22 protein-coding genes and 2 tRNA genes are annotated in these 22012 nt (G+C 67.9%); 6 read left to right on the top strand and 18 right to left on the bottom strand.

The window, feature by feature from the left end; all coding sequences use genetic code 11:
* The first annotated feature begins 32 nt into the window (after positions 1-32).
* Entirely contained in the window at positions 33-1724 is a 1692-nt protein-coding gene (gene pknB, locus FY549_RS04505) for a Stk1 family PASTA domain-containing Ser/Thr kinase (protein WP_149084014.1), read from the top strand.
* A gap of 21 nt (positions 1725-1745) precedes the next feature.
* Here pknB and FY549_RS04500 read toward each other — a convergent pair whose 3' ends face one another.
* The 3 genes from FY549_RS04500 to FY549_RS04495 are packed head-to-tail and all read right to left on the bottom strand — an operon-like array spanning position 1746 to position 3350.
* A complete protein-coding gene (locus FY549_RS04500) occupies positions 1746-2378 on the bottom strand; it encodes an anthranilate synthase component II (RefSeq protein ID WP_149084013.1) in 633 nt (210 codons plus the stop codon).
* On the bottom strand, positions 2375-2530 hold the full coding sequence (locus FY549_RS16450) for a hypothetical protein (protein ID WP_187614924.1): 156 nt from the start codon (positions 2528-2530) through the stop codon (positions 2375-2377). Before FY549_RS16450 ends, FY549_RS04500 begins: the two co-directional genes overlap by 4 nt.
* 25 nt (positions 2531-2555) lie before the next feature.
* On the bottom strand, positions 2556-3350 hold the full coding sequence (locus FY549_RS04495) for a class E sortase (protein ID WP_149084012.1): 795 nt from the start codon (positions 3348-3350) through the stop codon (positions 2556-2558).
* 92 nt (positions 3351-3442) lie between these two features.
* On the opposite strand from FY549_RS04495, the gene FY549_RS04490 reads away from it, so the two are divergent.
* On the top strand, positions 3443-3682 hold the full coding sequence (locus FY549_RS04490; protein ID WP_025102888.1) for a cell division protein CrgA: 240 nt from the start codon (positions 3443-3445) through the stop codon (positions 3680-3682).
* A 149-nt stretch (positions 3683-3831) separates the two neighbouring features.
* On the opposite strand, the gene FY549_RS04485 is transcribed toward FY549_RS04490, so the two are convergent.
* Both FY549_RS04485 and FY549_RS04480 read right to left on the bottom strand, forming a co-directional pair.
* Positions 3832-4725, bottom strand: a complete 894-nt coding sequence (locus FY549_RS04485; RefSeq protein ID WP_149084011.1) for a rhomboid family intramembrane serine protease — start codon at positions 4723-4725, stop codon at positions 3832-3834.
* 21 nt (positions 4726-4746) lie between these two features.
* Positions 4747-5304, bottom strand: a complete 558-nt coding sequence (locus tag FY549_RS04480; protein WP_149084010.1) for a peptidylprolyl isomerase — start codon at positions 5302-5304, stop codon at positions 4747-4749.
* A 146-nt stretch (positions 5305-5450) separates the two neighbouring features.
* Here FY549_RS04480 and FY549_RS04475 point away from each other — a divergent pair, with 146 nt between their 5' ends.
* Both FY549_RS04475 and FY549_RS04470 read left to right on the top strand, forming a co-directional pair.
* A complete protein-coding gene (locus FY549_RS04475; RefSeq protein ID WP_101847878.1) occupies positions 5451-5948 on the top strand; it encodes a DNA helicase in 498 nt (165 codons plus the stop codon).
* Entirely contained in the window at positions 5945-6427 is a 483-nt protein-coding gene (locus FY549_RS04470) for an aminoacyl-tRNA deacylase (RefSeq protein ID WP_259614124.1), read from the top strand. The genes FY549_RS04475 and FY549_RS04470 overlap by 4 nt, the downstream gene beginning before the upstream one ends.
* A gap of 19 nt (positions 6428-6446) precedes the next feature.
* Here FY549_RS04470 and FY549_RS04465 read toward each other — a convergent pair whose 3' ends face one another.
* Positions 6447-6869, bottom strand: coding sequence for an NUDIX hydrolase (locus tag FY549_RS04465; protein ID WP_149084009.1), 423 nt, complete (start codon positions 6867-6869; stop codon positions 6447-6449).
* Between the two features lie 137 nt (positions 6870-7006).
* Between FY549_RS04465 and FY549_RS04460 the strand changes: the two genes are divergently transcribed.
* Both FY549_RS04460 and FY549_RS04455 read left to right on the top strand, forming a co-directional pair.
* Complete coding sequence (locus tag FY549_RS04460; protein ID WP_149084008.1) at positions 7007-7453, top strand: iron chaperone; 447 nt, start codon at positions 7007-7009, stop codon at positions 7451-7453.
* Positions 7454-7502: 49 nt separating this feature from the next.
* Positions 7503-8624, top strand: coding sequence for a M24 family metallopeptidase (locus FY549_RS04455; RefSeq protein WP_149084007.1), 1122 nt, complete (start codon positions 7503-7505; stop codon positions 8622-8624).
* A 17-nt stretch (positions 8625-8641) separates the two neighbouring features.
* On the opposite strand, the gene FY549_RS04450 is transcribed toward FY549_RS04455, so the two are convergent.
* The 12 genes from FY549_RS04450 to dnaA form a co-directional block, all read right to left on the bottom strand.
* Positions 8642-8714, bottom strand: a tRNA-Ala gene (locus FY549_RS04450).
* A gap of 26 nt (positions 8715-8740) precedes the next feature.
* Positions 8741-8814: transfer RNA gene (locus FY549_RS04445), tRNA-Ile, on the bottom strand.
* Between the two features lie 84 nt (positions 8815-8898).
* Positions 8899-9813: a DUF4097 family beta strand repeat-containing protein gene (locus tag FY549_RS04440; RefSeq protein WP_149084006.1), complete on the bottom strand. Its 915-nt coding sequence runs from the start codon at positions 9811-9813 to the stop codon at positions 8899-8901.
* Positions 9810-10499, bottom strand: a complete 690-nt coding sequence (locus FY549_RS04435) for a LuxR C-terminal-related transcriptional regulator (RefSeq protein ID WP_149084005.1) — start codon at positions 10497-10499, stop codon at positions 9810-9812. The genes FY549_RS04440 and FY549_RS04435 overlap by 4 nt, the downstream gene beginning before the upstream one ends.
* The gene (locus FY549_RS04430; protein ID WP_149084004.1) at positions 10487-11797 is read right to left on the bottom strand and encodes a sensor histidine kinase; all 1311 of its coding nucleotides are present in this window, start codon (positions 11795-11797) and stop codon (positions 10487-10489) included. The genes FY549_RS04435 and FY549_RS04430 overlap by 13 nt, the downstream gene beginning before the upstream one ends.
* 163 nt (positions 11798-11960) lie before the next feature.
* Positions 11961-12365: a DUF3566 domain-containing protein gene (locus FY549_RS04425; protein ID WP_149084003.1), complete on the bottom strand. Its 405-nt coding sequence runs from the start codon at positions 12363-12365 to the stop codon at positions 11961-11963.
* Positions 12362-14917 carry a DNA gyrase subunit A gene (gene gyrA, locus FY549_RS04420; RefSeq protein ID WP_149084002.1) on the bottom strand — a complete coding sequence of 852 codons (2556 nt, stop codon included), beginning with the start codon at positions 14915-14917 and terminating at the stop codon, positions 12362-12364. The genes FY549_RS04425 and gyrA overlap by 4 nt, the downstream gene beginning before the upstream one ends.
* Before the next feature lie 72 nt (positions 14918-14989).
* Complete coding sequence (gene gyrB / locus FY549_RS04415; protein ID WP_149084001.1) at positions 14990-17071, bottom strand: DNA topoisomerase (ATP-hydrolyzing) subunit B; 2082 nt, start codon at positions 17069-17071, stop codon at positions 14990-14992.
* 118 nt (positions 17072-17189) lie between these two features.
* On the bottom strand, positions 17190-17699 hold the full coding sequence (locus tag FY549_RS04410) for a DUF721 domain-containing protein (protein WP_149084000.1): 510 nt from the start codon (positions 17697-17699) through the stop codon (positions 17190-17192).
* Entirely contained in the window at positions 17692-18906 is a 1215-nt protein-coding gene (gene recF / locus FY549_RS04405) for a DNA replication/repair protein RecF (RefSeq protein ID WP_149083999.1), read from the bottom strand. The genes FY549_RS04410 and recF overlap by 8 nt, the downstream gene beginning before the upstream one ends.
* A gap of 52 nt (positions 18907-18958) precedes the next feature.
* Positions 18959-20101 carry a DNA polymerase III subunit beta gene (gene dnaN, locus FY549_RS04400; RefSeq protein WP_149083998.1) on the bottom strand — a complete coding sequence of 381 codons (1143 nt, stop codon included), beginning with the start codon at positions 20099-20101 and terminating at the stop codon, positions 18959-18961.
* 484 nt (positions 20102-20585) lie between these two features.
* The gene (gene dnaA / locus FY549_RS04395; protein ID WP_149083997.1) at positions 20586-21977 is read right to left on the bottom strand and encodes a chromosomal replication initiator protein DnaA; all 1392 of its coding nucleotides are present in this window, start codon (positions 21975-21977) and stop codon (positions 20586-20588) included.
* Positions 21978-22012: the final 35 nt, after the last annotated feature.

The raw sequence follows: 22012 nt of genomic DNA, 5'->3' as shown, positions 1-22012 counted from the left end.
TTCAGCCACAGTCGTTTTCCAGGGGGTCATCCGTGTCCACAGAGCCACAAGTCATCGCGGGCCGGTACCGCGTCGACGAGCTCATCGGGCACGGCGGGATGGCGAAGGTCTACCGCGGGTACGACCTGACTCTGGGCCGCGAGATCGCGATCAAGATCCTCGACCCGGAGCTCGCGCGGGACACCAGCTTCCGGACGCGGTTCCGGCTGGAGGCGCAAGCGGCGTCGCGCATGTCCCACCCGTCGATCGTCCGCGTGTACGACGCCGGCGACCCCTCCACGGTCGACAGCTCCTCGGCCGAACCGCCGTACATCGTGATGGAGCTGGTCAAGGGCACGCTCCTCAAGAAGATCATCGCCGACGGGCCCGTTCCCGTCGAAGACGCCGTCCGCTACGTCGACGGGATCCTCGAAGCGCTGGACTACTCGCACCGCGCGGGCGTGGTGCACCGTGACATCAAGCCCGGCAACGTCATGGTCACCGACAAGGGCCAGGTGAAGGTCATGGACTTCGGCATCGCGCGTGCCGTGTCCGACTCATCCTCGACCGTCGCCGAGACCACGCAGATCATCGGCACGGCGGCGTACTTCTCCCCCGAGCAGGCCAAGGGTGAACCGGTCGACGCGCGTGCCGACCTGTACTCCACCGGAGTCGTGCTCTACGAGCTCCTGACGGGACGGCAGCCGTTCCGCGGCGAGTCCCCCGTGGCCGTCGCGTACCAGCACGTCAGCGAGACACCGGTGCCGCCGTCCGAGGTCAACGAGGCATCGCCCGCCGCTCTCGACCCGATCGTGCTGCGCGCCCTGGCGAAGGACCCGTACCAGCGGTATCCGGATGCCGCGCACTTCCGCGCCGCCCTCGACACCGCGGTGACCGGCGCCGCGCCCACGCGCAAGCAGATCGGGGCCCTGACCAGCGAGCTCTACGGCCCAAGCCCGCGCCAGGCGCAGGAGACCGCGCGGTCGCTCCGACAGCTCAGCACCGACACCACGATGGCTCGCACGCAGTCAGGGCCGCCGGTGGCCTGGATCTGGGCAGGCGTCGCGCTGCTGGCGGTGCTCCTGGCTTCCGTACTGTTCTGGGTCTGGACGATCAGCATGCGGCCGTCCGACGTGCCCAGCACCTCGCGGGTGGTCCCCGATCTGACCAACGTCGCCTCCGAGCGCGCCCAGGACGACCTCGCGGAACTCGACCTCTCCTCCAAGATCGTCATCGAGTCCAGTCCCACCATCGCTGAGGGCAACGTCATCCGCACCGACCCCGAGGGAGGAGTGTCCGTGGAGCAGGGCTCGACCGTCACGCTCTACGTGTCGTCGGGCGAGGAGACCGTGGTGGTCCCGAAGCTCGAAGGCATGTCCTTGGATGCGGCCACCAAGGCGCTGAAGACCGCGGGGCTGGAACTCGGCACGGTCACACAGCGCAACGACAAGGGTCTCGCCGCCAACACGGTCATGCTGGCGAGCGAGGAGGCGGACGCCGAGGTCGCGCCGGGCACCGTGGTGAACCTGGAGGTCGCCAGCGGCAAGGTGACGCTCAACAACGTCGTCGGCTGGTCGATGGACTCGGCGACACAGGCGCTCGAGGACCTCGGGCTCACGCCGGTGCCGACGGAGGCACCGGAATGCCCGGCGACGGATCCGGCGACCGTCCACTCGATGTCGGTGGCTCCGGGCGATGTGCCCGTCGGCTCGTCCGTCGAGCTCCGTTACTGCAGCGGATCCTGACGCGCGACGCCCACCTGCGGCTCAGCGCGCCAGGGGGTCGAGGTGCGTGGATCGGGTCACGGCTTCCTCGTCGCCGCAGAGCACAAGCCAGTTCGCGAGCAGCCGGTACCCCTGCTGTGTGAGAACGCTCTCCGGGTGGAACTGCACTCCGAGCAGCGGAAGCGTCCGGTGCGCGAGGGCCATGACGGTGCCCTCGGGAGTGACCGCGGTGACGGTGAGTTCGGCGGGGAGGTCGCCCGCAGCCAGGGCGAGCGAGTGATAGCGGCCGACCTGGAAGGGCGAAGGGATGCCCTCGAACAGCGCAGACCCGTCGTGGCGGACCGGAGAGACCATTCCGTGCATCACCTCGGGGGCCGGCCCGACGACGGTGCCGAGCGCCGCGCCGATGACCTGATGACCGAGGCACACGCCGAGGGTCGGCACGCCCCGCCGCATCGCGATCCCGACAGCCTCGACGGAGACTCCGGCATCCGCGGGCGCCCCGGGTCCTGGCGAGAGGAGGAGCGCGTCATGCGTGTGCAGCAGCCGCTCGATCTCGGCAGGGCTCGTGGCGTCCGATTCCACCAGCGTGGTGGCGGCACCCAGTTCCTGGAGGTAACCGACGAGGGTGTGCACGAAACTGTCGTGATTGTCCACGACGAGCACGCGTGTCATTCGACGTCGACCTCACCCGGGGCGATGATCGGGCTCACCCAGGGGAACACGAACCAGAACAGCGCGTAGAGCACGGCGGCGAGCAGCACGAGCAGGATGATCACCCGCAGCCACCACGGACCGGGGAGCAGGCGCCAGAGTGCGGCGTACATGGGTCTTCTCTCTCCTGGAGGCGGGTCACACGGACGGCGCGGCCGGCGGCGGTGGCGGATCGGTGAGGGCGGACGGAGGACCCTCGGCCCGCGGTTGGAAGCTCTCGAACACCCCGTACGCGACGATGCGCTCGGCGAGCGAGTACAGCGGCGAGCACGCCGTCAGCGTGATGTACTGCTCCCCTGTCTGTTGCGCCGGCATCTGCGGCACGTCGGCGAGCACGTCGGTCTGGCTCGGCTTCACGTACTCCAATGTCCGGAAACGATAGGTGTACCAGCCGTCGGGGGTCTCCACGACGATCGCGTCGCCCACGTGCAGTTTGTCGAGCTGGTTGAACGGCTTTCCCCAGGTGGTGCGGTGACCGGCGAGCGAGAAGTTGCCCACCTCTCCGGGCATCTTCGACTGTGTGTAGACGCCGATCCCCTTCTGGTCGAGGGTGCGCGCACGGCTCGTCCCTCCGTAGATACCGAAGTTGTAGTCATCCCCGAAGCGCGGGATGTGCATCTGGCCGAACCACTCGCCGTCGCCGGGAGCGGTGGGGACGGGTGCCTGATAGACCGTCTCGCCATCGTCCGTCTCGACCAGCGGCGGCGGCTCGGGAGCCTCGGCCGCGGCGAGCCGCTGAGAAATGGCCGCGCCCTCTTCGTTCTTCTGCGCGGCGATGATGATGTCGCCGATCCACATCTGCCAGGCGACGAAGAGGAGGACGACCACGCCGGCCGTCAGCAGGAGTTCGCCGAGCACGCTCGCGAACGTGGCCCGCGACCGTGGTCGCTGCCGCCGTCCGCGTCGCCCCCCAGGCACGACAGATGCAGTCATGGGCGCGATCATAGCGGCCCAGTCTGTGCGGCACGGGTCGGGGAACCGCCCGCGCCTCGTCGCCGCCAGGGTCTGCCGGGTACAATGACGGCATGGCACGTGACCGCAAGACCGAAGAACCCGCCGTCGAGCGCGCCGAAGGCGACGCCGCTCCCAACGCCGTATGGTTCAAGCCGGTGATGATCGGCTTCATGCTGCTCGGCCTCGCGTGGATCCTCGTCTTCTACATCTCGGGCATGCAGTTCCCCATCCCCGGGCTCGACAACTGGAACCTGGCCATCGGCCTGGGCATCGCCCTCATCGGGTTCCTCATGACCACCCGCTGGCGCTGACCACCTCACGACACAAGAACCCCTCACCTGCCGGTGAGGGGTTCTTCGTCTCTGCGGGAAGACACAGTTATCCACAGGTTATCCCCACACTGGGGAGAATTACACCGATGTTATTCACAGGGGTTAACAACCCTGTTAACAACTCGGGATCAGGCCAAAAGGAGCACGGGGGGAACCACCGCCACGACGACGATCAACAGGATCACCAGCGCCGCGAGGGCGACGATCTGCCAGGTCCGCTGATCCCGACGCTTCGTGCGGACGTAGATCAGGGCCACGAGAGCACCCGTGATCGCTCCGCCGAGGTGGGCCTGCCACGAGATGCCGCCGGCGAAGAATCCGAAGGCGAAGTTGATGCCGAGGATCACGAGGATGCCGGTGACGTTCGCCCCGATATGGCGCCCGATGATCAGCAGCGATGCCAGGAGCCCGAAGATCGCGCCCGAGGCGCCGACCGTCCACGTGGTGGGCGCGAGGAGGGCCACCGCGACGGATCCGCCCAGGCCGCTGATGAGGTACAGCGCGAGATACCGGACGCGACCGAGCATCGGTTCGAGGCTTTGTCCGAGCATCCACAGGGCGAGCATGTTCAGGGCGAGATGCACGAAGCTCCCGTGCACGAACAGCACGGTCAGAAGTCGCCACGGTTCGAACGGCAGGAGGGAGAGGTTCGGGTACAGGAACGGGGCATAGAACCCGAGGGCCTGGATGATCGGTGCGTTGAGCCCGGGGATCAGCTGCACCAACCCGATGAACGACGTCATCGCCAGCAGCACGTAGGTGACGACGGGCTTGCCGCTGCGCACGGTGCCCATGGTCGTGGCACCGCCGCCGCGCCACCGTCGCGCAGCCTTCTTCTGCGCCGGGGTGCGGTTCTTGCGCTCCGCGTTCATGCACTCCGGGCAGATGACGCCGACCGGGGCCGGCGTCTGGCACTCGGGACAGATGGTGCGCAGGCACCGCTGGCAGAGCACGAAGCTCTGCCGATCCGGATGCCGGTAGCAGAAGTTCTCACGATTGTTCGTGAACTCGGGCGTCGTCATCCGGATCGGCCGTCGCTGTCGTCAGGCGGCGACGATGTCGATCGACTGCAGCACAACGGGCTCGATGGGACGGTCGCCCGCCGCCGTCGGGACCGCGGAGATCGCGTCGACGACCTTGCGGGACGCCTCGTCGGCGACCTCGCCGAAGATCGTGTGCTTGCCCTGCAGCCACGGGGTCGGGTCGGTCGTGATGAAGAACTGCGAGCCGTTGGTGCCCTCGACCTTGCCGGTGATGGCGTTGCGGCGGAGACCCGCGTTGGCCATCGCCAGGATGTAGGGCTCGTTGAAGTTGAGCTCGTTGTTGATCTCGTCGTCGAAGTTGTAGCCGGGGCCGCCGACGCCCTGGCCGAGCGGGTCGCCGCCCTGGATCATGAAGTTCGGGATGATGCGGTGGAAGATGACGTCCTTGTAGAGAGGACCCTCGCCCGGCTTGCCGGTGGCGGGGTGCGTCCACTCCTGGGAGCCGTCGGCGAGACCGACGAAGTTCTTGACCGTCTTCGGGGCGTGGTCGCCGAAGAGGTTGATGACGATGTCACCGTGGTTGGTGTGCAGAGTTGCGACGTGGGAAGCGTGAACCATGCGTTCATTCTCGCAGAGCTTCCGGGGAGCGGGCCGGGTGCGTACATCCCCTGGGCCGATCGTGCAAGGGGCGGGCGATTCCCTCGCCGCATCCAGCCTCTCGTGGCAAGATGGGGAACCCGTACTCCAATGGACAGGAGAGCATCGTGAGCCTCAGCCGCAAGCGGAAGAAGCAGCTTCGTCGTCTTCAGAAGGACGCGAACCAGCTCTGGGAAGACCAGCAGGTGCTCGTCGGTCACGCCGCCGACGTCGCGCGTGAGGCGGGCCGGCAGCTCGGCAACTTCAACCGCGAGCAGATCGTGCCGGTGGTTCAGGACACCTACAACCGTCGCGTCGCGCCGGTCGTGGACCGCTCGGTGAAGATGGGCAAGCACGTCGTGGACGACAAGGTCGTCCCGATCGTCGGTGGTGTCGTGGGCACCGCACTGACCGCCTGGGACGTCGCGAACGCGAAGCGTCACGGTGTCGCCTACAAGGCGCGCAAGGCCACCCCGCAGAAGAAGGGCCCGGGTCTCGGGTCTGTCATCGCCATCGTCCTCGGTGCCGCCGCCGCGGTGGGCGTGCTCTACGCCGCCTGGCAGGCGCTGCGTGCCGATGACGAGCTGTGGGTTGCCGACGACCCGCTGTCGGCTCCCGACGCGTGACCGCTCCCGACCCGCACGCGCGGGTGAGGGATGCTGCGGCCGCCCGCGGACTCGACATCGAGATCCGCGAGCGGCCGCAGGCGCGTAGCCTGGTCGAGGCCGCCGAGATCCTCGGCATCCCACCATCCGGCATCGTGAAGACCCTCGTGGTGAAGCGGGCGGACGACACCTACCTGTTCGCGCTCGTCCCCGGCGGACGGGCCATCTCGTGGCCCAAGCTGCGCGCCCTCGTCGGCGTGAACAAGCTGCGCCTGCCGGAGCCCGAACTGGCTCTCGCCGCGACCGGCTACGAGCGCGGCACCATCGTCCCGATCGGCAGCACGACCGACTGGCCCGTCTACGCGGACGAGTCCATCGTCGGTCAACGCGTGGCGATGGGCGCCGGCACGCACGGGTACAGCCTGTTTGTCGACGCGGACGACCTCATCGCCGCGTACGACGCTACGGTGGCGGACATCTCCGTGCCGGAGGAGCGCTGAGCTCCTTCCCGTCGCGTCCTCAGAGGATGCCGGCCATCCGCAGGGCGATGTCGACCAGTCGTACCCGCTGCAGTTCGGCCACAGCGGGGAGCGAGAACCACTCGGCGCGGTCGGTGGACCCCTCGGTCTCGTACCGCAGTTTCCCGCCGGTCACCTCGGCGCGGTACACGACGCGCAGGGTGTGCAGGGGTTCGGACGCCTTCTGCACCCGCCGTCCGGCCGGGATCACCCGCGAGTGGATGCCGAGAAGCTCCCCGACGCGGACCGTGTAGCCGGTCTCCTCACGGATCTCCCGCCGCACCGCGTCCTCGGGCGCCTCGCCCGGCTCCAGCCCGCCACCGGGCAGGGTCCAGGCCAGCCGTCGCCCCTCCGTCCATCGCGCCAGCAGGAGACGTCCACCCTCGTCGGTGACGACCCCGTATGCCGCGACGCGCAGGTCCATGGGTCACACCCTATCCGGGTCTCGGCGGGCGTCTCGCCCCGCGAGCGTCACCGCCGATCGATCACGAATCGAGAAGCACCACGTCGCTTGGCGTCCCTACGCTGGGAGCATCATCGAGGCCGCACGAGAGGACCATCATGGCCGACACTGAGAAGAACTTCACCGCCGAGGAACGCGAGGCCATGCAGGCCGCCGCGAAGGAGGCGCGCACCCGCCGCTCCCGCGCGAAGAAATCGCCGGAGGAACTGCGGGCAGCCGGAGAGGCGGACCTCAAGGAGGCGGTCGCCAAGCTCACCGACGAGGACAGGGCCCTCGCTGAGAAGCTGCACGCGCTGGTCTCCGAGGTGGCTCCCGACCTCGTGCCGCGCACGTACTACGGCATGCCCGCGTGGGGTCGTGACGGGAAGGTGCTGTGCTTCTTCCAGCCGGCCAGCAAGTTCAAGGTCCGCTACGGCACCTTCGGGTTCGAGCCGATCTCCAACCTCGACGACGGCACCGTCTGGCCGACCGCGTACGCGGTGACCGACCTCACCGAGAAGGACCTCGACTTCCTCGCCGGTCGCATCCGTCAGGCGATCAGCTGATCCGGAGACGGACGGGACAGGCAGGGGGCTCGCGGACTAGCGTGGTGCTGTGAGCACCCCTCCCTTCCCCGCCTCCGTATACGCCATCCGCCTCGATCGCGCACGGGACCTCGCGAGGGAAGCGGGTCTCGACGCGGTCATCGTCGGCCCGGGTCCCGACCTCCAGTACCTCACCGGCGTCCAAGGGGACACCATCGAGCGGCTGACCGCCCTCGTGGTTCCGGCCGACGGTGCGGCGACGGTCGTGGTCCCGCGGATGGAACTCGCGAAGGTGCGCGACACGGCTGTCGGAGAGCTGAGCCTCGACCTCGCGGACTGGGTCGACGGCGAAGACCCGTATGCCCTGCTCGCGGACGCCGCCGGAGCCGTGTCCCGCGTCGGCGTGTCGGACGCGCTCCCGGCCCTGCACGTCGTGCCGATCGGCGAGCGGCTCGGGGTGCGGCTCGAGCTCGCGACGCCCGTTCTCCGCGAGGGACGGATGATCAAGGATGCCAACGAGATCGCCGAGCTGCGCCGAGCGGGCGCGGCGATCGATGCCGTGCACCGACGCGTGCCCTCGTGGCTGCGCGCCGGACGCACCGAGCGCGAGGTCGCCGCCGACATCGCCGAGGCGATCGTGGCGGAGGGCCATCGGACCGTCGAGTTCGTGATCGTCGGCTCGGGGCCGAACGGGGCGGACCCGCACCATGAGGTGTCCGACCGCGTGATCGAGGACGGCGATATCGTGGTCGTCGACATCGGTGGCGCCGTCCCGAGCGGCTACAACTCGGACAGCACGAGGACGTACGTCGTGGGTACGCCTGATCCGACTGCCGCGGACCGCATCGCCACGCTCGTGCGGGCACAGCAGGCGGCGGTCGACGCGGTGCGCCCCGGTGTCACGGCGGCAGAGGTCGACGCGGCTGCCCGCTCGGTACTGACGGACTCCGGGCTCGGCGAGGCCTTCCTGCACCGCACCGGTCACGGCATCGGCGTCTCCGTGCATGAGGAGCCCTACATCGCCCCCGGCAACGACCTCGTGTTGCGCGAGGGCATGGCGTTCAGCATCGAGCCGGGGATCTACTTCGCCGGTGAGTGGGGCGCGCGCATCGAGGACATCGTGGTCGTGACCGCCGACGGCGCCGAGCGCCTCAACACGGCACCGCACGAGCTCACGGCATCCGGCCGGTGAGGCAGGGGAGAGGAGGGTGGAGCCTAGGAGATTCGAACTCCTGACATCCTGCTTGCAAAGCAGGCGCTCTACCAACTGAGCTAAGGCCCCGTGAGGGAATTCTTGAATTGAAAGGGTGGGGCTACCAGGACTTGAACCTGGGACCTCTTCATTATCAGTGAAGCGCTCTAACCGCCTGAGCTATAGCCCCGTCAACCTCCAGAACTTTACCGGAGATTCGGCGAAAATCCGAATCGAGGGCGGAGACCCGGTACGGGCCCCCGCCCTCGCCGGTTCACCGCCCGGGCTCGATGTTCACGCTTCCGGCCGACAGCGAGACGTCGATCGTCCGGCGAGCGCTGGAGGACTCGTCCACGCGCGCATCCAGCGAGCCGGCGTTCACATCCTGGGTGATCCGGTATTCGACATCGGGAAGAGTGAGATCCAGCGAGCCCGCGCTCACGTCGATGGTCGTCGCCGTCGGGCCTTCGCCGGTGAGCTCGACCGTCAGATCGCCCGCGGCGATGCCGAGATCCGACTCGGTGACCCCGTCGAGGAGCACATCCGCACGGCCGGCGTTCATCTGCACGTCCAGGGTGACAGCCGCGCCCTCGACGTCGAGCGACCCGGCATTCACCTGCACCTCCAGGGTGCCGAAGTCACCGGAGACGTCGAGGGAACCCGCATCGAGCGTCAGGTTCGCATCCAGACCGGACCCACCCAGCTCTTCGGGCAGAGTCAGGACGACCCGTTCCTCCTCGCCGAACCAGTTGCCGAACCACCACCCGAAGACGGGCCGAGGGCTTCGGACGACGAGCTCGTCGCCCTCGCGCTCGAACGTCCAGGCGGTGTCCCGCCCGTTCGTCACGGAGAGCTCGGCCTCGTCGACGTCTCCGAACTCGATGCGCACCATGCTCGCGTCAGCGTCGAGATCGATCGTGTCGACGCCGTCCACGTCCACGGTCTGCATGGAGTCCGGACGGCTCGACGACAGGAGGTTACCCGTCGCCGCCACGGCCGCCGTGCCGCCGGCGCCCAGAAGCGCGATTCCACCGACGACGGCGGTGACGACCAGGATGGCGGTTGCCCCGGGCGAGCGCGCGGGCTCGGGGGCGCCCGGCGCCGCTGTCGGCGCAGGCGACGTGGGCTGCGACGGCGGGGGCGTCAGCGGGGTGTGCCCGCCGTGCGCTCCGGTGTTCTCGGTGGTCATCGTGAGGCTCCTGTCTGGCCGTTCGACGGCGTCGTGCCGCCCCTGTTCTCGAGGTGAGCGAGAGCGGCGAGGACCCGGCGGTTGCCGGATTCGTCCTGCTCGAAGCCCAGCTTCTGGAAGATGGAGGTGATGTGCTTCTCGACGCTCGCCTCCGAGAGGAAGAGGAGACCGGCGATCGCCTGGTTCGACTTGCCCTCGGCGATGAGGGCGAGCACCGTGCGCTCCCGCTCGGTGAGCCGCATCATGCGGTCGTCGCGGTTGCGTCGGGTGAGCAGCTGCGCGACGACCTCCGGGTCGAGCACGGTCGCGCCGTCGGCGATGCGCTGCACCGAATCGACGAACTCGGCGACATCGGCCACCCTGTCCTTGAGCAGGTAGCCCAGGGGTCCGCCCTGTGCGGCGATGAGGTCGGAAGCGTAACGCTCCTCCACATACTGCGACAGCACGAGGATCGCGAGCGACGGGTGCACCACCCGGAGGTCGAGCGCCGCCCGGATGCCCTCGTCGGTGTACGTCGGGGGCAGCCGCACATCCAGGATGCAGAGGTCCGGTGTCGCGGACGCCACGGACTCGCGGAGTCCGGCCGTGTCGGTGAGAGCGGCGACCACCTCGTGGCCGGCGTCCTCGAGCAGTCGCGCGAGGCCCTCGCGCAGCAGGACGGAGTCTTCGCAGATCAGGATGCGCATGGCACATTCACCTCCAGGCTGGTCGGACCGCCCTGCGGGCTGTCGAGACGGAAGGTCCCGCCGGCGGCGAGGATCCGGTTGGCGATACCGTCGAGGCCGCCGCCCGGGAGCACCTGCGCGCCGCCCATACCGTTGTCCTCGACCCGCGCCCAGAGCGTGTTCCCCTCACGGAGGCGGACGGTGACCCGTGCTTCGCTGGCGCGAGAGTGCTTCGCCGCATTCGTCAACGATTCGGCGATCGCGAAGTACACCGCCGCCTCCGCGGTGCGCCCTGCCCGCGGGCTCGCGGAGCCACCACCCTGGGTCCCTGAGCTCGTCGACGGGTCCATCCGCACGTCCAACTGCACCGGGATGGGGGAGCGGCTGGCCAGCGCGGACAGTGCCGCATCCAGTCCGCGGTCGTCGAGTACGGAGGCGTGGATCCCGCGGGCGAGCTGACGCAGCTCGGTGATCGCCGCCTTCGTCGATGTGTGCGCCTCGGTGATGAGCTCCTTCGCAGCGGCAGGGTCCGTGTCGATCTTCTGCTGGGCGAGGCCGAGCGTCATGCCGACGGACACGAGCCGGGGCTGGACGCCGTCGTGCAGATCACGCTCGATCCGCGTACGCTCCACGTCCGCCGCGCGGACGGCACCCTCGCGCTGGGCCGTGGACGCCTGCACTCGGGCGGTGAGTTCCACCTCTCGTGCGCGGGCGACGATCGCGAGGGCGAGCGTGCGGCCCAGGAGGGCGAGACCGATGATGCCGGCTGCCGAGACCAGGGCACCGAGGATGCCGATCAGCGGCGCCCAGGAGACCGGGATCTGTCCGCCGCCGAACGGTCCGACGATCGTCTCGGCAGGCGTCAGCGGGGCGAATGCGATGATGATCGACCAGAGGAGCGCCCAGAACAGCCGGAGCACCACGAAGCCGAGGACCGCGGTGATCGCGACGTTCGCGACCGCGCGCCACATGCGTCCGTCGATCGCCTGTCGACCGAGCGCGCGGAGCCAGCCGCCGAAGCCGGGGCGGTCGCGCGGCTGCAGCCGCAGCGGGGTGTTCGGTACCCGATACAGTGCGGCGACCCGAGCGATCTCGAACCAGCCGATGCCGAACAGCGCGTACACCAGCCCGACGAGGACGACGATCCCGATGCCGAAGACGAAGAGGAGGCCGAGTCCGGTGCCGAGGAGTCCGGCGAGCATCCCGAAGAGGGCCCCGCCGAGCACGCCGACGCCGGCGAGATGCAGGATCGTGAGCGGGATACGCAACGGCGGTTTCGCCGCGGAGGCGGTGCCCGGGGTCGCAGTCTGTGTGGTCATGCTTCCACGGTAGGGCCGTGCCGCGATGCCGCCCACCGAGTCAGCCGGACACTACCGTTCGGGTTTTCCCTACCCCGGTACGCCGAAACCCCGCCCTATCGCCGAGACCCCGGCCTGCATCGGTGTGCGGGGCGGGGTCTCGGCGGAAAGACGGGGTCTCGGGTCAGTTCGACATGAAGCCGACGAGCAGCCCGCCGGTGACCTTCACCGCCAGGTTGTAGATGCCCGCGACGACGGCGCCGAGCACCGTGAACACGATGAGGTTGAGGATCGCGACGACGGCCGCGAACGCCATGACCTGCGGCAGGCCCACCAGCTCGGACAGCGGGATGGCACCGTCGGTGAAGCTGCGGACGAACTCATCCGCGGTGGACATGATGCTCGTGGCCTGCAGGACGAGGAAGATGAGGAAGAACGACACCATGGTGACCACGGCGAGGGCGACCGCTCCGAGGAACGACAGCTTCACCGCGGACCAGAAGTCGACGTAGACGAGACGCAGGCGGACCTGCTTGCCGCTGGTCTTCCGTGTCGACTTCTTCGCCAGCTTGTCGGCCACTGTGCTCATGCGTCTGTATCCTCGGGTGTCTCAGTCGTGTCGGGGGCCGCGGCTTCGGCATCCGCCTCGGTCTCCTCTTCGGTGAGACCACGCTCGCCGTTCCGGGCGATGGCGAGGATGCGGTCGGCCTCCGTCGTGCGGGCGAACACCACTCCCATGGTGTCGCGACCCTTGGCGGGGACCTCGGCCACGGCAGAGCGTACCACCTTGCCGCTGGACAGAACCACCAAGACCTCGTCGTCCTCGGAGACGATCAGACCGCCCGCGAGCGTGCCCCGATCGTCGTTCAACTTGGCGACCTTGATGCCGTATCCGCCGCGTCCCTGGACACGGTATTCCTCGACGGCGGTGCGCTTCGCGTAGCCCCCATCGGTCACGACGAACACGTACTTTCCCGGTGCGGCCACCGAAGCCGAGAGCAGGCTGTCGCCCTCGCGGAACTTCATGCCCTTCACGCCGGCGGTGGCGCGACCCATCGGGCGCAGGGCGTCATCGGTGGCCTGGAACCGCACCGACATGCCCTTGCAGCTGATGAGCAGGATGTCGTCCTCGGCGTTGACGAGCAGGGCGCTGACGAGCTCGTCCTCGTCGTTCAGCCGGATCGCGATCACACCGCCCTGGCGGTTGGTGTCGTAGTTGTCCAGACGGGTCTTCTTGACGAGACCGTCCCGCGTGGCGAGGACGAGATAGTCGGCCACCGCGTAGTCGCGGATGTCGAGCACCTGGGCGATACTCTCGTCCGGCTGCAGCGCGAGGAGGTTCGCGACATGGGTCCCCTTCGCGTCGCGCCCGGCCTCCGGCACCTCGTAGGTCTTCGCGCGGTAGACGCGGCCCTTGTCGGTGAAGAACAGCAGCCAGTGGTGCGTCGTCGTGACGAAGAAGTGCTCCACGATGTCGTCGGCGCGGAGTTGCGCACCCTTCACGCCCTTGCCACCGCGGTGCTGTGAGCGGTAGTTGTCGCTACGGGTCCGCTTGATGTAGCCCTCACGCGTGACGGTGACGACCATCTCCTCTTCGGCGATGAGGTCTTCCATCGAGACGTCGCCGTCGAAGCCGTGCAGGATGTGCGTGCGCCGCTCGTCACCGAACCGGTCGACGATCGCGGTGAGCTCCTCGCGGATGATGGTCCGCTGCCGGCCCTCGTCGGCGAGGATCGCCTTGTAGTCCGCGATGAGCGCTTCGAGCTCGTTCGCCTGGTCGATGATCTTCTGACGCTCGAGGGCGGCGAGGCGACGGAGCTGCATCTGCAGGATCGCGTCGGCCTGGATCTCGTCGATGTCGAGCAGCTTCTGCAGACCCTCGTTCGCATCCTGGGTCGTCTGGGACCGACGGATGAGCGCGATGACCTCGTCGAGCGCGTCGAGCGCCTTCAGATAGCCGCGGAGGATGTGCATCCGCTTCTCGGCCTCGTTCAGGCGGAACTGCGTCCGTCGCACGATGACGTCGATCTGGTGTGCGATCCAGTTCGTGATGAAGCCGTCGATCGCCAGGGTGCGCGGAACGCCGTCGACGATCGCGAGCATGTTCGCGCCGAAGTTCTCCTGCAGCTGCGTGTGCTTGTACAGGTTGTTCAGCACGACCTTCGCCACGGCGTCGCGCTTGAGCACGACGACGAGACGCTGACCCGTGCGGTCGGAGGACTCGTCACGGATGTCGGCGATGCCGGTGATCTTGCCGTCGCGCGCGAGGTCGCCGATCTTGACCGCGACGTTGTCCGGGTTCACCTGGTACGGAAGCTCGGTGATGACCAGGCACGTGCGGCCCTGGATCTCCTCGACGTTGACGACCGCGCGCATCGTGATGGAGCCGCGGCCCGTCCGGTACGCCTCGTGGATCCCCTTGGTGCCGAGGATCTGCGCGCCGGTCGGGAAGTCGGGGCCGGGGATGCGCTGGATCAGGCCGTCGAGCAGCTGCTCGCGGGGGAGATCCGGATTGTCCAGCGCCCAGAGCGCGGCGTCGGAGATCTCACGCAGGTTGTGCGGGGGGATGTTCGTCGCCATGCCGACCGCGATGCCGACGGAGCCGTTGACGAGGAGGTTCGGGAATCGCGACGGGAGTACCGTCGGCTCCTGGGTCTGGCCGTCGTAGTTGTCGGCGAAGTCGACCGTGTCCTCTTCGATGTCGCGCACCATCTCGAGCGCGAGCGGGGCCATCTTCGTCTCGGTGTACCGCGGTGCAGCCGCGCCCATGTTGCCGGGGGAGCCGAAGTTGCCCTGACCTAGCGCGAGCGGGTAGCGCAGCGACCACGGCTGCACGAGCCGGACGAGGGCATCGTAGATCGCGGAGTCGCCGTGGGGGTGATACTGACCCATCACCTCGCCGACGACGCGGGCGCACTTCGAGAACGACTTGTCGGGACGGAAGCCGCCGTCGTACATGCCGTAGATCACGCGGCGGTGCACCGGCTTGAGACCGTCGCGGACGTCGGGAAGCGCGCGGCCGACGATGACCGCCATGGCGTAGTCGAGATAGCTGCGCTGCATCTCCGACTGCAGATCGACCTGGTCGATCTTGCCGTGCTCGTGGCCCTCGGTGATGTCGGGGCGTTCTTCGTCAGTCATGTGTCTTTCCTGGTTGGCTGAGCTTGTCGAAGCATCCGGGTTCCCGACGACGAGCGAAGGGACCCGTGGTCATCAGATGTCGAGGAAGCGGACGTCCTTGGCGTTGCGCTGGATGAAGCTCCGGCGCGACTCCACGTCCTCGCCCATCAGCACGCTGAAGATCTCGTCCGCCGCAGCGGCATCCTCGATGGTCACCTGGCGGAGCGTCCGCGTGGTGTGGTCCATCGTCGTCTCCCACAGCTCCTTGGCGTTCATCTCGCCGAGACCCTTGTAGCGCTGGATGCCCGCGTCCTTCGGGATGCGCTTGCCGTTCTCCAGCCCGTAGGCCAGCAGGGCGTCGCGCTCGGCGTCGCTGAACACGTACTCGTGCGCGGCGTTGGACCACTTCAGGCGGTAGAGCGGCGGCATCGCGAGGTACACGAACCCGGCCTCGATGAGCCCGCGCATGTACCGGAACAGCAGGGTCAGCAGCAGGGTGGTGATGTGCTGACCGTCGACGTCGGCATCGGCCATCAGCACGATCTTGTGATAGCGGGCCTTCTCGATGTCGAACTCCTCGCCGATGCCGGTCCCGAAGGCCTGGATCATCGCCTGGACTTCCTTGTTGCCGAGCGCCTTGTCGAGGCGCGCGCGCTCGACGTTGAGGATCTTTCCACGGAGCGCCAGGATCGCCTGCGTGTGCGGGTCGCGCCCCTGCACGGCCGAGCCACCGGCCGAGTCGCCCTCCACGAGGAAGATCTCGCTGATCGACGGGTCCTTGCTCGTGCAGTCCTTGAGCTTGTCCGGCATCGCCGCCGACTCGAAGACACTCTTGCGCCGGGCGGTCTCGCGGGCCTTGCGCGCGGCGAGACGCGCGGTTGCCGCATCGATCGCCTTCCGGATCACGTTCTTCGCCTGGTTCGGGTTGCGGTCGAACCAGTCACCGAGCTGGTCGCCGACGACCTTCTGCACGAAGGCCTTCGCCTCGGTGTTGCCGAGCTTGGTCTTGGTCTGACCTTCGAACTGGGGTTCGCCGAGCTTGATGGAGATGACGGCCGTGAGCCCCTCGCGCACATCGTCGCCGGAGAGGTTGTCGTCCTTCTCCTTGAGGAGGTTGTTCGCCCGCGCGTACCGGTTGACGAGCGTGGTGAGCGCCGCCCGGAAACCCTCCTCGTGCGTACCACCCTCGTGCGTGTTGATCGTGTTCGCGTAGGTGAACACATTCTCCGTGTACGACGTGGTCCACTGCATCGCGACCTCGAGCGAGATCTTGCGGGCGGTGTCCTCCGACTCGAACGCGATGATCTCCTCGTTCACGACCTCGGCGTGACGGACCTTGTTCAGATACTCGACGTAGTCGACGAGACCGCGCTCGTAGAAGAAGACGTCGCTCGGCTGCTTCGTGACCGCCTGCCCGTCCTCCTCGGTCTCATACGCGGACTCCGGCCGCTCGTCGGACAGCTCGATGCGCAGTCCCTTGTTGAGGAACGCCATCTGCTGGAAACGGGTGCGGAGCGTGTCGTAGTCGAACTCGACCGTCTCCTGGAAGATCGCGGCGTCGGGCCAGAACGTGATGCTCGTCCCGGTCTCTTCGGTGGCCTCGCCCTTCTCGAGCTTCTGCTGCGGGACGCCGCCGTCGGCGAAGCTGTGCCGCCACACGAAGCCCTTCTGCTTGACCTCCACGTCGAAGCGCGTCGACAGCGCGTTCACGACCGACGACCCGACACCGTGCAGACCGCCGGAGACGGCATAGGCGCCGCCGCCGAACTTGCCACCGGCGTGCAGGATCGTGAGGACGACCTCGACGGTCGACTTCGTCGGGTCGGAGGAGTGCGGGTCGACCGGGATGCCGCGGCCGTTGTCGACGACGCGGACGCCGCCGTCGGCGAGGAGGGTGACGAGGATCGTGTCGGCGTAGCCGGCCAGCGCCTCGTCCACGGAGTTGTCGACGATCTCGTAGACGAGGTGGTGCAGACCGCGCGGACCGGTCGAGCCGATGTACATACCCGGGCGCTTGCGGACGGCCTCGAGTCCTTCGAGGATCTGGATCGAGTCGGCACCGTACTCGCCGGGCTGCTGCTTCTTCGCTGCGGGTGCTCCCGATCCTCCGGCCTGTGAGCCCGACGAAGCGTCGTTGTTCGGTTCCGTCTCGTCAACAGGGGATTCAGGCGTCATCAGAGGGCAGTCTCCAGATCGATATCTCGAACTCCCAGTCTAGCCGGGTTTCGAGGCGAAATGCCGCTCAACGGCCGCGTGTGGGCCTCTGAGCGTTTCTGACCCCTTGCGTGGTGCCCTACCCGTAGGTATCGCGCGGGCCCCGCCCTGGAACGGCTCTGGGGCCCCATTTCCACGAGGGGACGTCCGGTCCGATGAAGCGAAGGTTCTCCACCCCCGCCTCCGGATACCGGCGCCCGATCTCTGTGAGGATGGTCGCTCGCATGAACTGGAGGTTCTTCGCCCACGCCGTGGAATCGCACTTCACGGTGAGCAGACCGCGCTCGAGCGACACCGGTTCCGAGTGCCTCGCGGTGTCGGCACCGGCGAGATCCGCCCATTGCCGGACGAGGTCCTCGCGGGCGAGTGTCGTCTCCCACCCGGCCTCGCGGCTCAGGGTGTCGAGGACCGCGCCGAGCGTTCCCGGGTCGCGCCCGGGCGTGAACGGAGCGTTGTCGTCATCGACCGAGATCCGTCGCTTGCGCTTCCAGTTCTTGGCGCTCGGCTTGAGCCCACGCAGCCGCAGGTACGTGGCGACCGTCTCCGGCGCCTCCGTCGGGGCCGCGCTCTCGGCGACGACATCAGTCATCCTGCGCACCCTTCTCTCCCTGCGGACCGTCCCGCTCGTCGGTGATCGTGCCCGCGGCGATCCGGACGACATGGGCATGGAGCACGTCCGGGATATCCTCCTCCACCGCCGCCGTGACCACCACCTGCTCGTAGCCGGCGGTGAGCGCCGCCAGCCTCTGTCGCCGATCCGCATCGAGTTCGGCGAAGACGTCGTCGAGGATCAGCACCGGGTCGCCGGCCGGTGATTCGCTGCGGAGCAGCTCGGCCGACGCCAGCCGCAGAGCGAGCGCGACGGACCACGACTCGCCGTGCGAGGCGTAACCCTTCACCGGGAGGTCGCGGACACGCAGGACCAGATCGTCGCGGTGAGGTCCGGTGAGGGTGAGGCCCCGGTCGAGTTCGTTCGACCTCTTCGCAGCGAGGGAAGCCCGGAACATCTCCGCGATGCGCCGGGCATCCCCGCGCAGGTCATCCGCCGCGGTCGCGCCGTCTGCGCCGTCGCGGTCCTCATCGTCCTCCGGGTCGCTGCCCGCCACCGACAGCGCCCAGTCCAGACGGGGACGGTGGTCGGCTCCGGCGATCGCCGCGTACGCATCGGCCACCGGTTGCTGCAGATCGGCGGCCAGCCGCTGGCGCGCGGTGATGATCTCCGAGCCGAGGGAGACGAGCTTGTCGTCCCAGACGTCGAGGGTACTCAGCGCTTCGCCGCGGATGCCGCGTGCCCTCGCCGACTTGAGGAGCGCGTTGCGCTGTTTGAGCACCCGGTCGTAGTCGCCCAGCACGGCGGCCAGTCGCGGAGTGCGCTGGATGAGGAGCTGATCGGCGAATCGGCGGCGGGCGGCGGGATCCCCGCGGACGATCTGAAGGTCTTCCGGGGCGAACAACACCACGTGCGCGTAGCGGGGGAGCTCATTGGTCTTCGACGGGGAGCCGTTGATCCTCGCCTTGTTCGATCCCTGTCGGTTGAGCTGGACCTCGACGAGCACACGCCGCTCACCGTGCGACAGCCGGGCGCGGATGACGGCGAACTCCTGGCCGTCGCGCACCATCGGTGCGTCGGAGGAGACCCGATGCGAGCCGAGGGTCGCGAGGAACACGACGGCCTCGGCGAGGTTCGTCTTTCCCTGTCCGTTCCGCCCCACGAGCACGTTCGGCCCGCGATGCAGCGCGAGTTCTGCGGTCGCGTAATTGCGGAAATCGACCAGGCTGAGGTGCTCCACAATCACGGAGTCAGCCTACCCGTCGGCTCGGACACTCCTTCGGGGCGAGAAGCGATGCTCAGCGCAGGAGGAGGTTGGGCTGGAGGAGGTACTTGAACGAGTCCAGGCCGGCCTGGTCGACCGAGGTCTGGCTCGTGATGAGGACCGGGCTCAGCTTGTTGGCGTTGTCGCTGGATGTGAAGGTGACCCGCACGAACTCGCTCTTCACGGCGCCGAGGGCTTCGATCAGGTACTGCGGGTTGAGGCCCAGCGTGACGTCGTCGCCACCGGAGAGGATCGCGTCGACCGACTCGGAGGCGCGGGCGTGCTCGCTGCCGGACGCGTCCATGGTGACGCTGTCGGTCGAGAACGTGAAGCGCAGCGGCGCCGCGCGGTCCAGGACGAGGGACACACGCCGGACGGCCTCGATGAGGTCGGCCGTGTTGACGACCGCGTAGTGGTCGGTCTGCTCCGGGAACAGGCGGCGGACCGGCGGGAAGTTGCCCTTGATGAGCAGCGACGTCACGGTCTTGTTGCCCGCCGTGAAGGCGATGATCTCTCGGTCTCCCGCGCCGGAGAACGCGATCTGGATCGTGCCGGCGTGACCGAACGTCTTGCCGACCTCGACGAGCGTGCGCGCCGGGACCAGGGCGGTGGCCTCGACGGCCTCGCCGTCCCACGGCACGTCACGGAGGGACACGCGGTACCGGTCGGTCGCCACGAGGCTGAGGGTCTGGCCCGTGACCTCGAGCTGAACGCCGGTGAGCACGGGGGTGACGTCGTCGCGGGACGCCGCGAATCCGACCTGTGCGATCGCGGTGCCGAATTCGTCGGCCGGGACGACGCCTGAAGACCCGGACACCTCGGGGATCGACGGGTATTCCTCGACCGGCATGGCCGCGAGCGTGAAGCGGGCCGAGCCGCAGGTCACGGCGATGCCGCCGTCATCCTCGACGGCGATCTCGATCGGCGCGTTGGGAAGACGGCTCGCGATGTCGGACAGCAGACGACCGTGGACGAGGATCGTGCCGGGTGTCTCGACGGTCGCCTCGATCGTCGTGCGTGCGGACGCCTCGTAGTCGAACGCGGAGAGCGTGAGCCCGGCACCGTCGGCTTCGATCAGGACGCCCGCGAGGATCGGCTGAGGATTGCGCTGGGGGAGGAGCTTGACGACGAAGGACACAGCCTCGCTGAAGACATCGCGGTTGACCTGAAACCTCACGGGTGCTCCCTTGTCGTCGAACATGACGGGTCGTCGTCGGGTCCTGCCACTGCAGGGCTTCCCATGCTAGCCCCACAGTCCTGCGGTTCCCTACGCCGGAGGAGGTGTCGTGCTCCGGCCGGCTCTCCCCACCGTCTGGTGATCGGATCGCACCTTGAATGACTTAACTCCTTAACGGTGTTAACACCTGTGGATACTGTGGATAAGTCGGTGGAAAGCAAGCGTGAGTAGGGAACTACACACTTGTCACTTGTGGAGACCCTGAGGAATCCGCGGGTGGACGAGGGTCGCCCACCGTTTCGCCCTCCCCGGGTTATCCACAGGTTTCCCCGATTGGCACACATCCGCGACGGCGAGTTCCACGGTCATCCACAAGTTATCCACATGTGCATAGACGCATCTATCGGACGCGTCATGCGCCTGTCAAACCCAGAAGGGACGCCGTCCGGTGTCGGATGCGGCGTCCCTCCGGGCGTCGTGGCGGTCAGCGACGGCCGAGCTGAGTGGTGATCTCGGTCACCTGGTTGTAGATCGAGCGCCGCTCCTTCATGAGCTCGCTGATCTTCTTGTAGGCGTACATCACCGTGGTGTGGTCGCGGTTGCCGAAGAGCTGCCCGATCTTGGGCAGGGAGAGACTCGTCCGCTCGCGGCAGAGATACATGGCGATCTGGCGAGCGGTCGCGATCTGCTGCGAACGGCTCGAGCCGTAGAGATCGTCGACGGTGAGTTTGAAGTACTGCGCGGTCGCCGTGATGATGTCGGTCGGCGAGATGATGTTGTCCTCGGCCGTGTCGATGATGTCCCGCAGCACGGTCTGCGCGAGAGAGATGTCGAGGGCCGACCGGTTCAGGCTCGCGAACGCCGAGACGCGGATGAGCGCCCCCTCCAGCTCGCGGATGTTCGAGGACACGACGGTGGCGATGTACTCGAGCACCTCGTCGGGGATGTGGAGCGCTTCGCTCTGCGCCTTCTTGCGGAGGATCGCGATCCGGGTCTCGAGGTCGGGTGCCTGCACGTCGGTGATGAGGCCCCACTCGAACCGGCTGCGCATACGGTCTTCGAAGCCGGTCAGGTGCTTCGGCGCGACATCACTGGTGATGACGACCTGCTTGTTGTGGTCGTGCAGAGTGTTGAACGTGTGGAAGAACGCCTCCTGCGTCTCCGCGCGTCCTTGCAGGAACTGGATGTCGTCGATGAGGAGGATGTCCACGTCGCGGTACCGGGCCTGGAAGGCGGCACCCCGGTTGTTGGCGATCGAGTTGATGAAGTCGTTCGTGAACTCCTCACTCGACACGTAACGCACCTTCACCCCGGCGTAGAGCGACTGGGCATAGTCGCCGATGGCGTGGAGGAGGTGGGTCTTGCCCAGTCCGGAGTCGCCGTAGATGAAGAGCGGGTTGTAGGCCTTCGCCGGCGCTTCGGCCACGGCCACCGCCGCCGCATGGGCGAACCGGTTGGACTGACCGATGACGAAGTTGTCGAAGGTGTATTTGGGGTTGAGACGCGATTCGTGCCGCAGCGGGGTCGGCTGCTCCATCGGCGATTCGGCGCGGACCGGCTCCTGCCGACCGAAGTCCGCGACGGCGATCGGTGCGGTGGGCTGTTCGGCCAGCTCGTGGTTCACGACCACACGGTACGAGGTGACCTCTTCCCCGACGTGGGCCAGGGCCTCCATGATGGGCAGGCGGAGGCGCTTGTTGATCTGCGCCGCGGTGAGGTCATTGGGCACCTCGAGGTAGAGGGTCGCCGACATCACGCCCGCCGGCACTGCGAGGCTCAGGAAGCCCTGGAGCTGCGGAGTGACCCGGTCGTCGGCTTCCAGCAGCTCCTGCACCGTGGTCCAGATGGGGACGTCGGGCTGGGCAGGTGAGGACATGGTGCTCCGGACGACGGATCGGGTCGGGGTCGACA

Source organism: Microbacterium sp. 1S1 (assembly GCF_008271365.1).
GTDB lineage: Bacteria > Actinomycetota > Actinomycetes > Actinomycetales > Microbacteriaceae > Microbacterium.
Note: the sequence above shows the minus strand (reverse complement) of the source record. Positions and strands in the feature narration are given on the sequence as shown.

Coding starts and splice junctions, on each gene's coding strand:
- FY549_RS04500 (WP_149084013.1), bottom strand. CDS start 2,378: ATGACACGCGTGCTCGTCGTGGACAATCACGACAGTTTCGTGCACACC.
- FY549_RS16450 (WP_187614924.1), bottom strand. CDS start 2,530: ATGTACGCCGCACTCTGGCGCCTGCTCCCCGGTCCGTGGTGGCTGCGG.
- FY549_RS04495 (WP_149084012.1), bottom strand. CDS start 3,350: ATGACTGCATCTGTCGTGCCTGGGGGGCGACGCGGACGGCGGCAGCGA.
- FY549_RS04490 (WP_025102888.1), top strand. CDS start 3,443: ATGGCACGTGACCGCAAGACCGAAGAACCCGCCGTCGAGCGCGCCGAA.
- FY549_RS04485 (WP_149084011.1), bottom strand. CDS start 4,725: ATGACGACGCCCGAGTTCACGAACAATCGTGAGAACTTCTGCTACCGG.
- FY549_RS04480 (WP_149084010.1), bottom strand. CDS start 5,304: ATGGTTCACGCTTCCCACGTCGCAACTCTGCACACCAACCACGGTGAC.
- FY549_RS04465 (WP_149084009.1), bottom strand. CDS start 6,869: ATGGACCTGCGCGTCGCGGCATACGGGGTCGTCACCGACGAGGGTGGA.
- FY549_RS04460 (WP_149084008.1), top strand. CDS start 7,007: ATGGCCGACACTGAGAAGAACTTCACCGCCGAGGAACGCGAGGCCATG.
- FY549_RS04440 (WP_149084006.1), bottom strand. CDS start 9,813: ATGACCACCGAGAACACCGGAGCGCACGGCGGGCACACCCCGCTGACG.
- FY549_RS04435 (WP_149084005.1), bottom strand. CDS start 10,499: ATGCGCATCCTGATCTGCGAAGACTCCGTCCTGCTGCGCGAGGGCCTC.
- FY549_RS04430 (WP_149084004.1), bottom strand. CDS start 11,797: ATGACCACACAGACTGCGACCCCGGGCACCGCCTCCGCGGCGAAACCG.
- FY549_RS04425 (WP_149084003.1), bottom strand. CDS start 12,365: ATGAGCACAGTGGCCGACAAGCTGGCGAAGAAGTCGACACGGAAGACC.
- gyrA (WP_149084002.1), bottom strand. CDS start 14,917: ATGACTGACGAAGAACGCCCCGACATCACCGAGGGCCACGAGCACGGC.
- gyrB (WP_149084001.1), bottom strand. CDS start 17,071: ATGACGCCTGAATCCCCTGTTGACGAGACGGAACCGAACAACGACGCT.
- FY549_RS04410 (WP_149084000.1), bottom strand. CDS start 17,699: ATGACTGATGTCGTCGCCGAGAGCGCGGCCCCGACGGAGGCGCCGGAG.
- dnaA (WP_149083997.1), bottom strand. CDS start 21,977: ATGTCCTCACCTGCCCAGCCCGACGTCCCCATCTGGACCACGGTGCAG.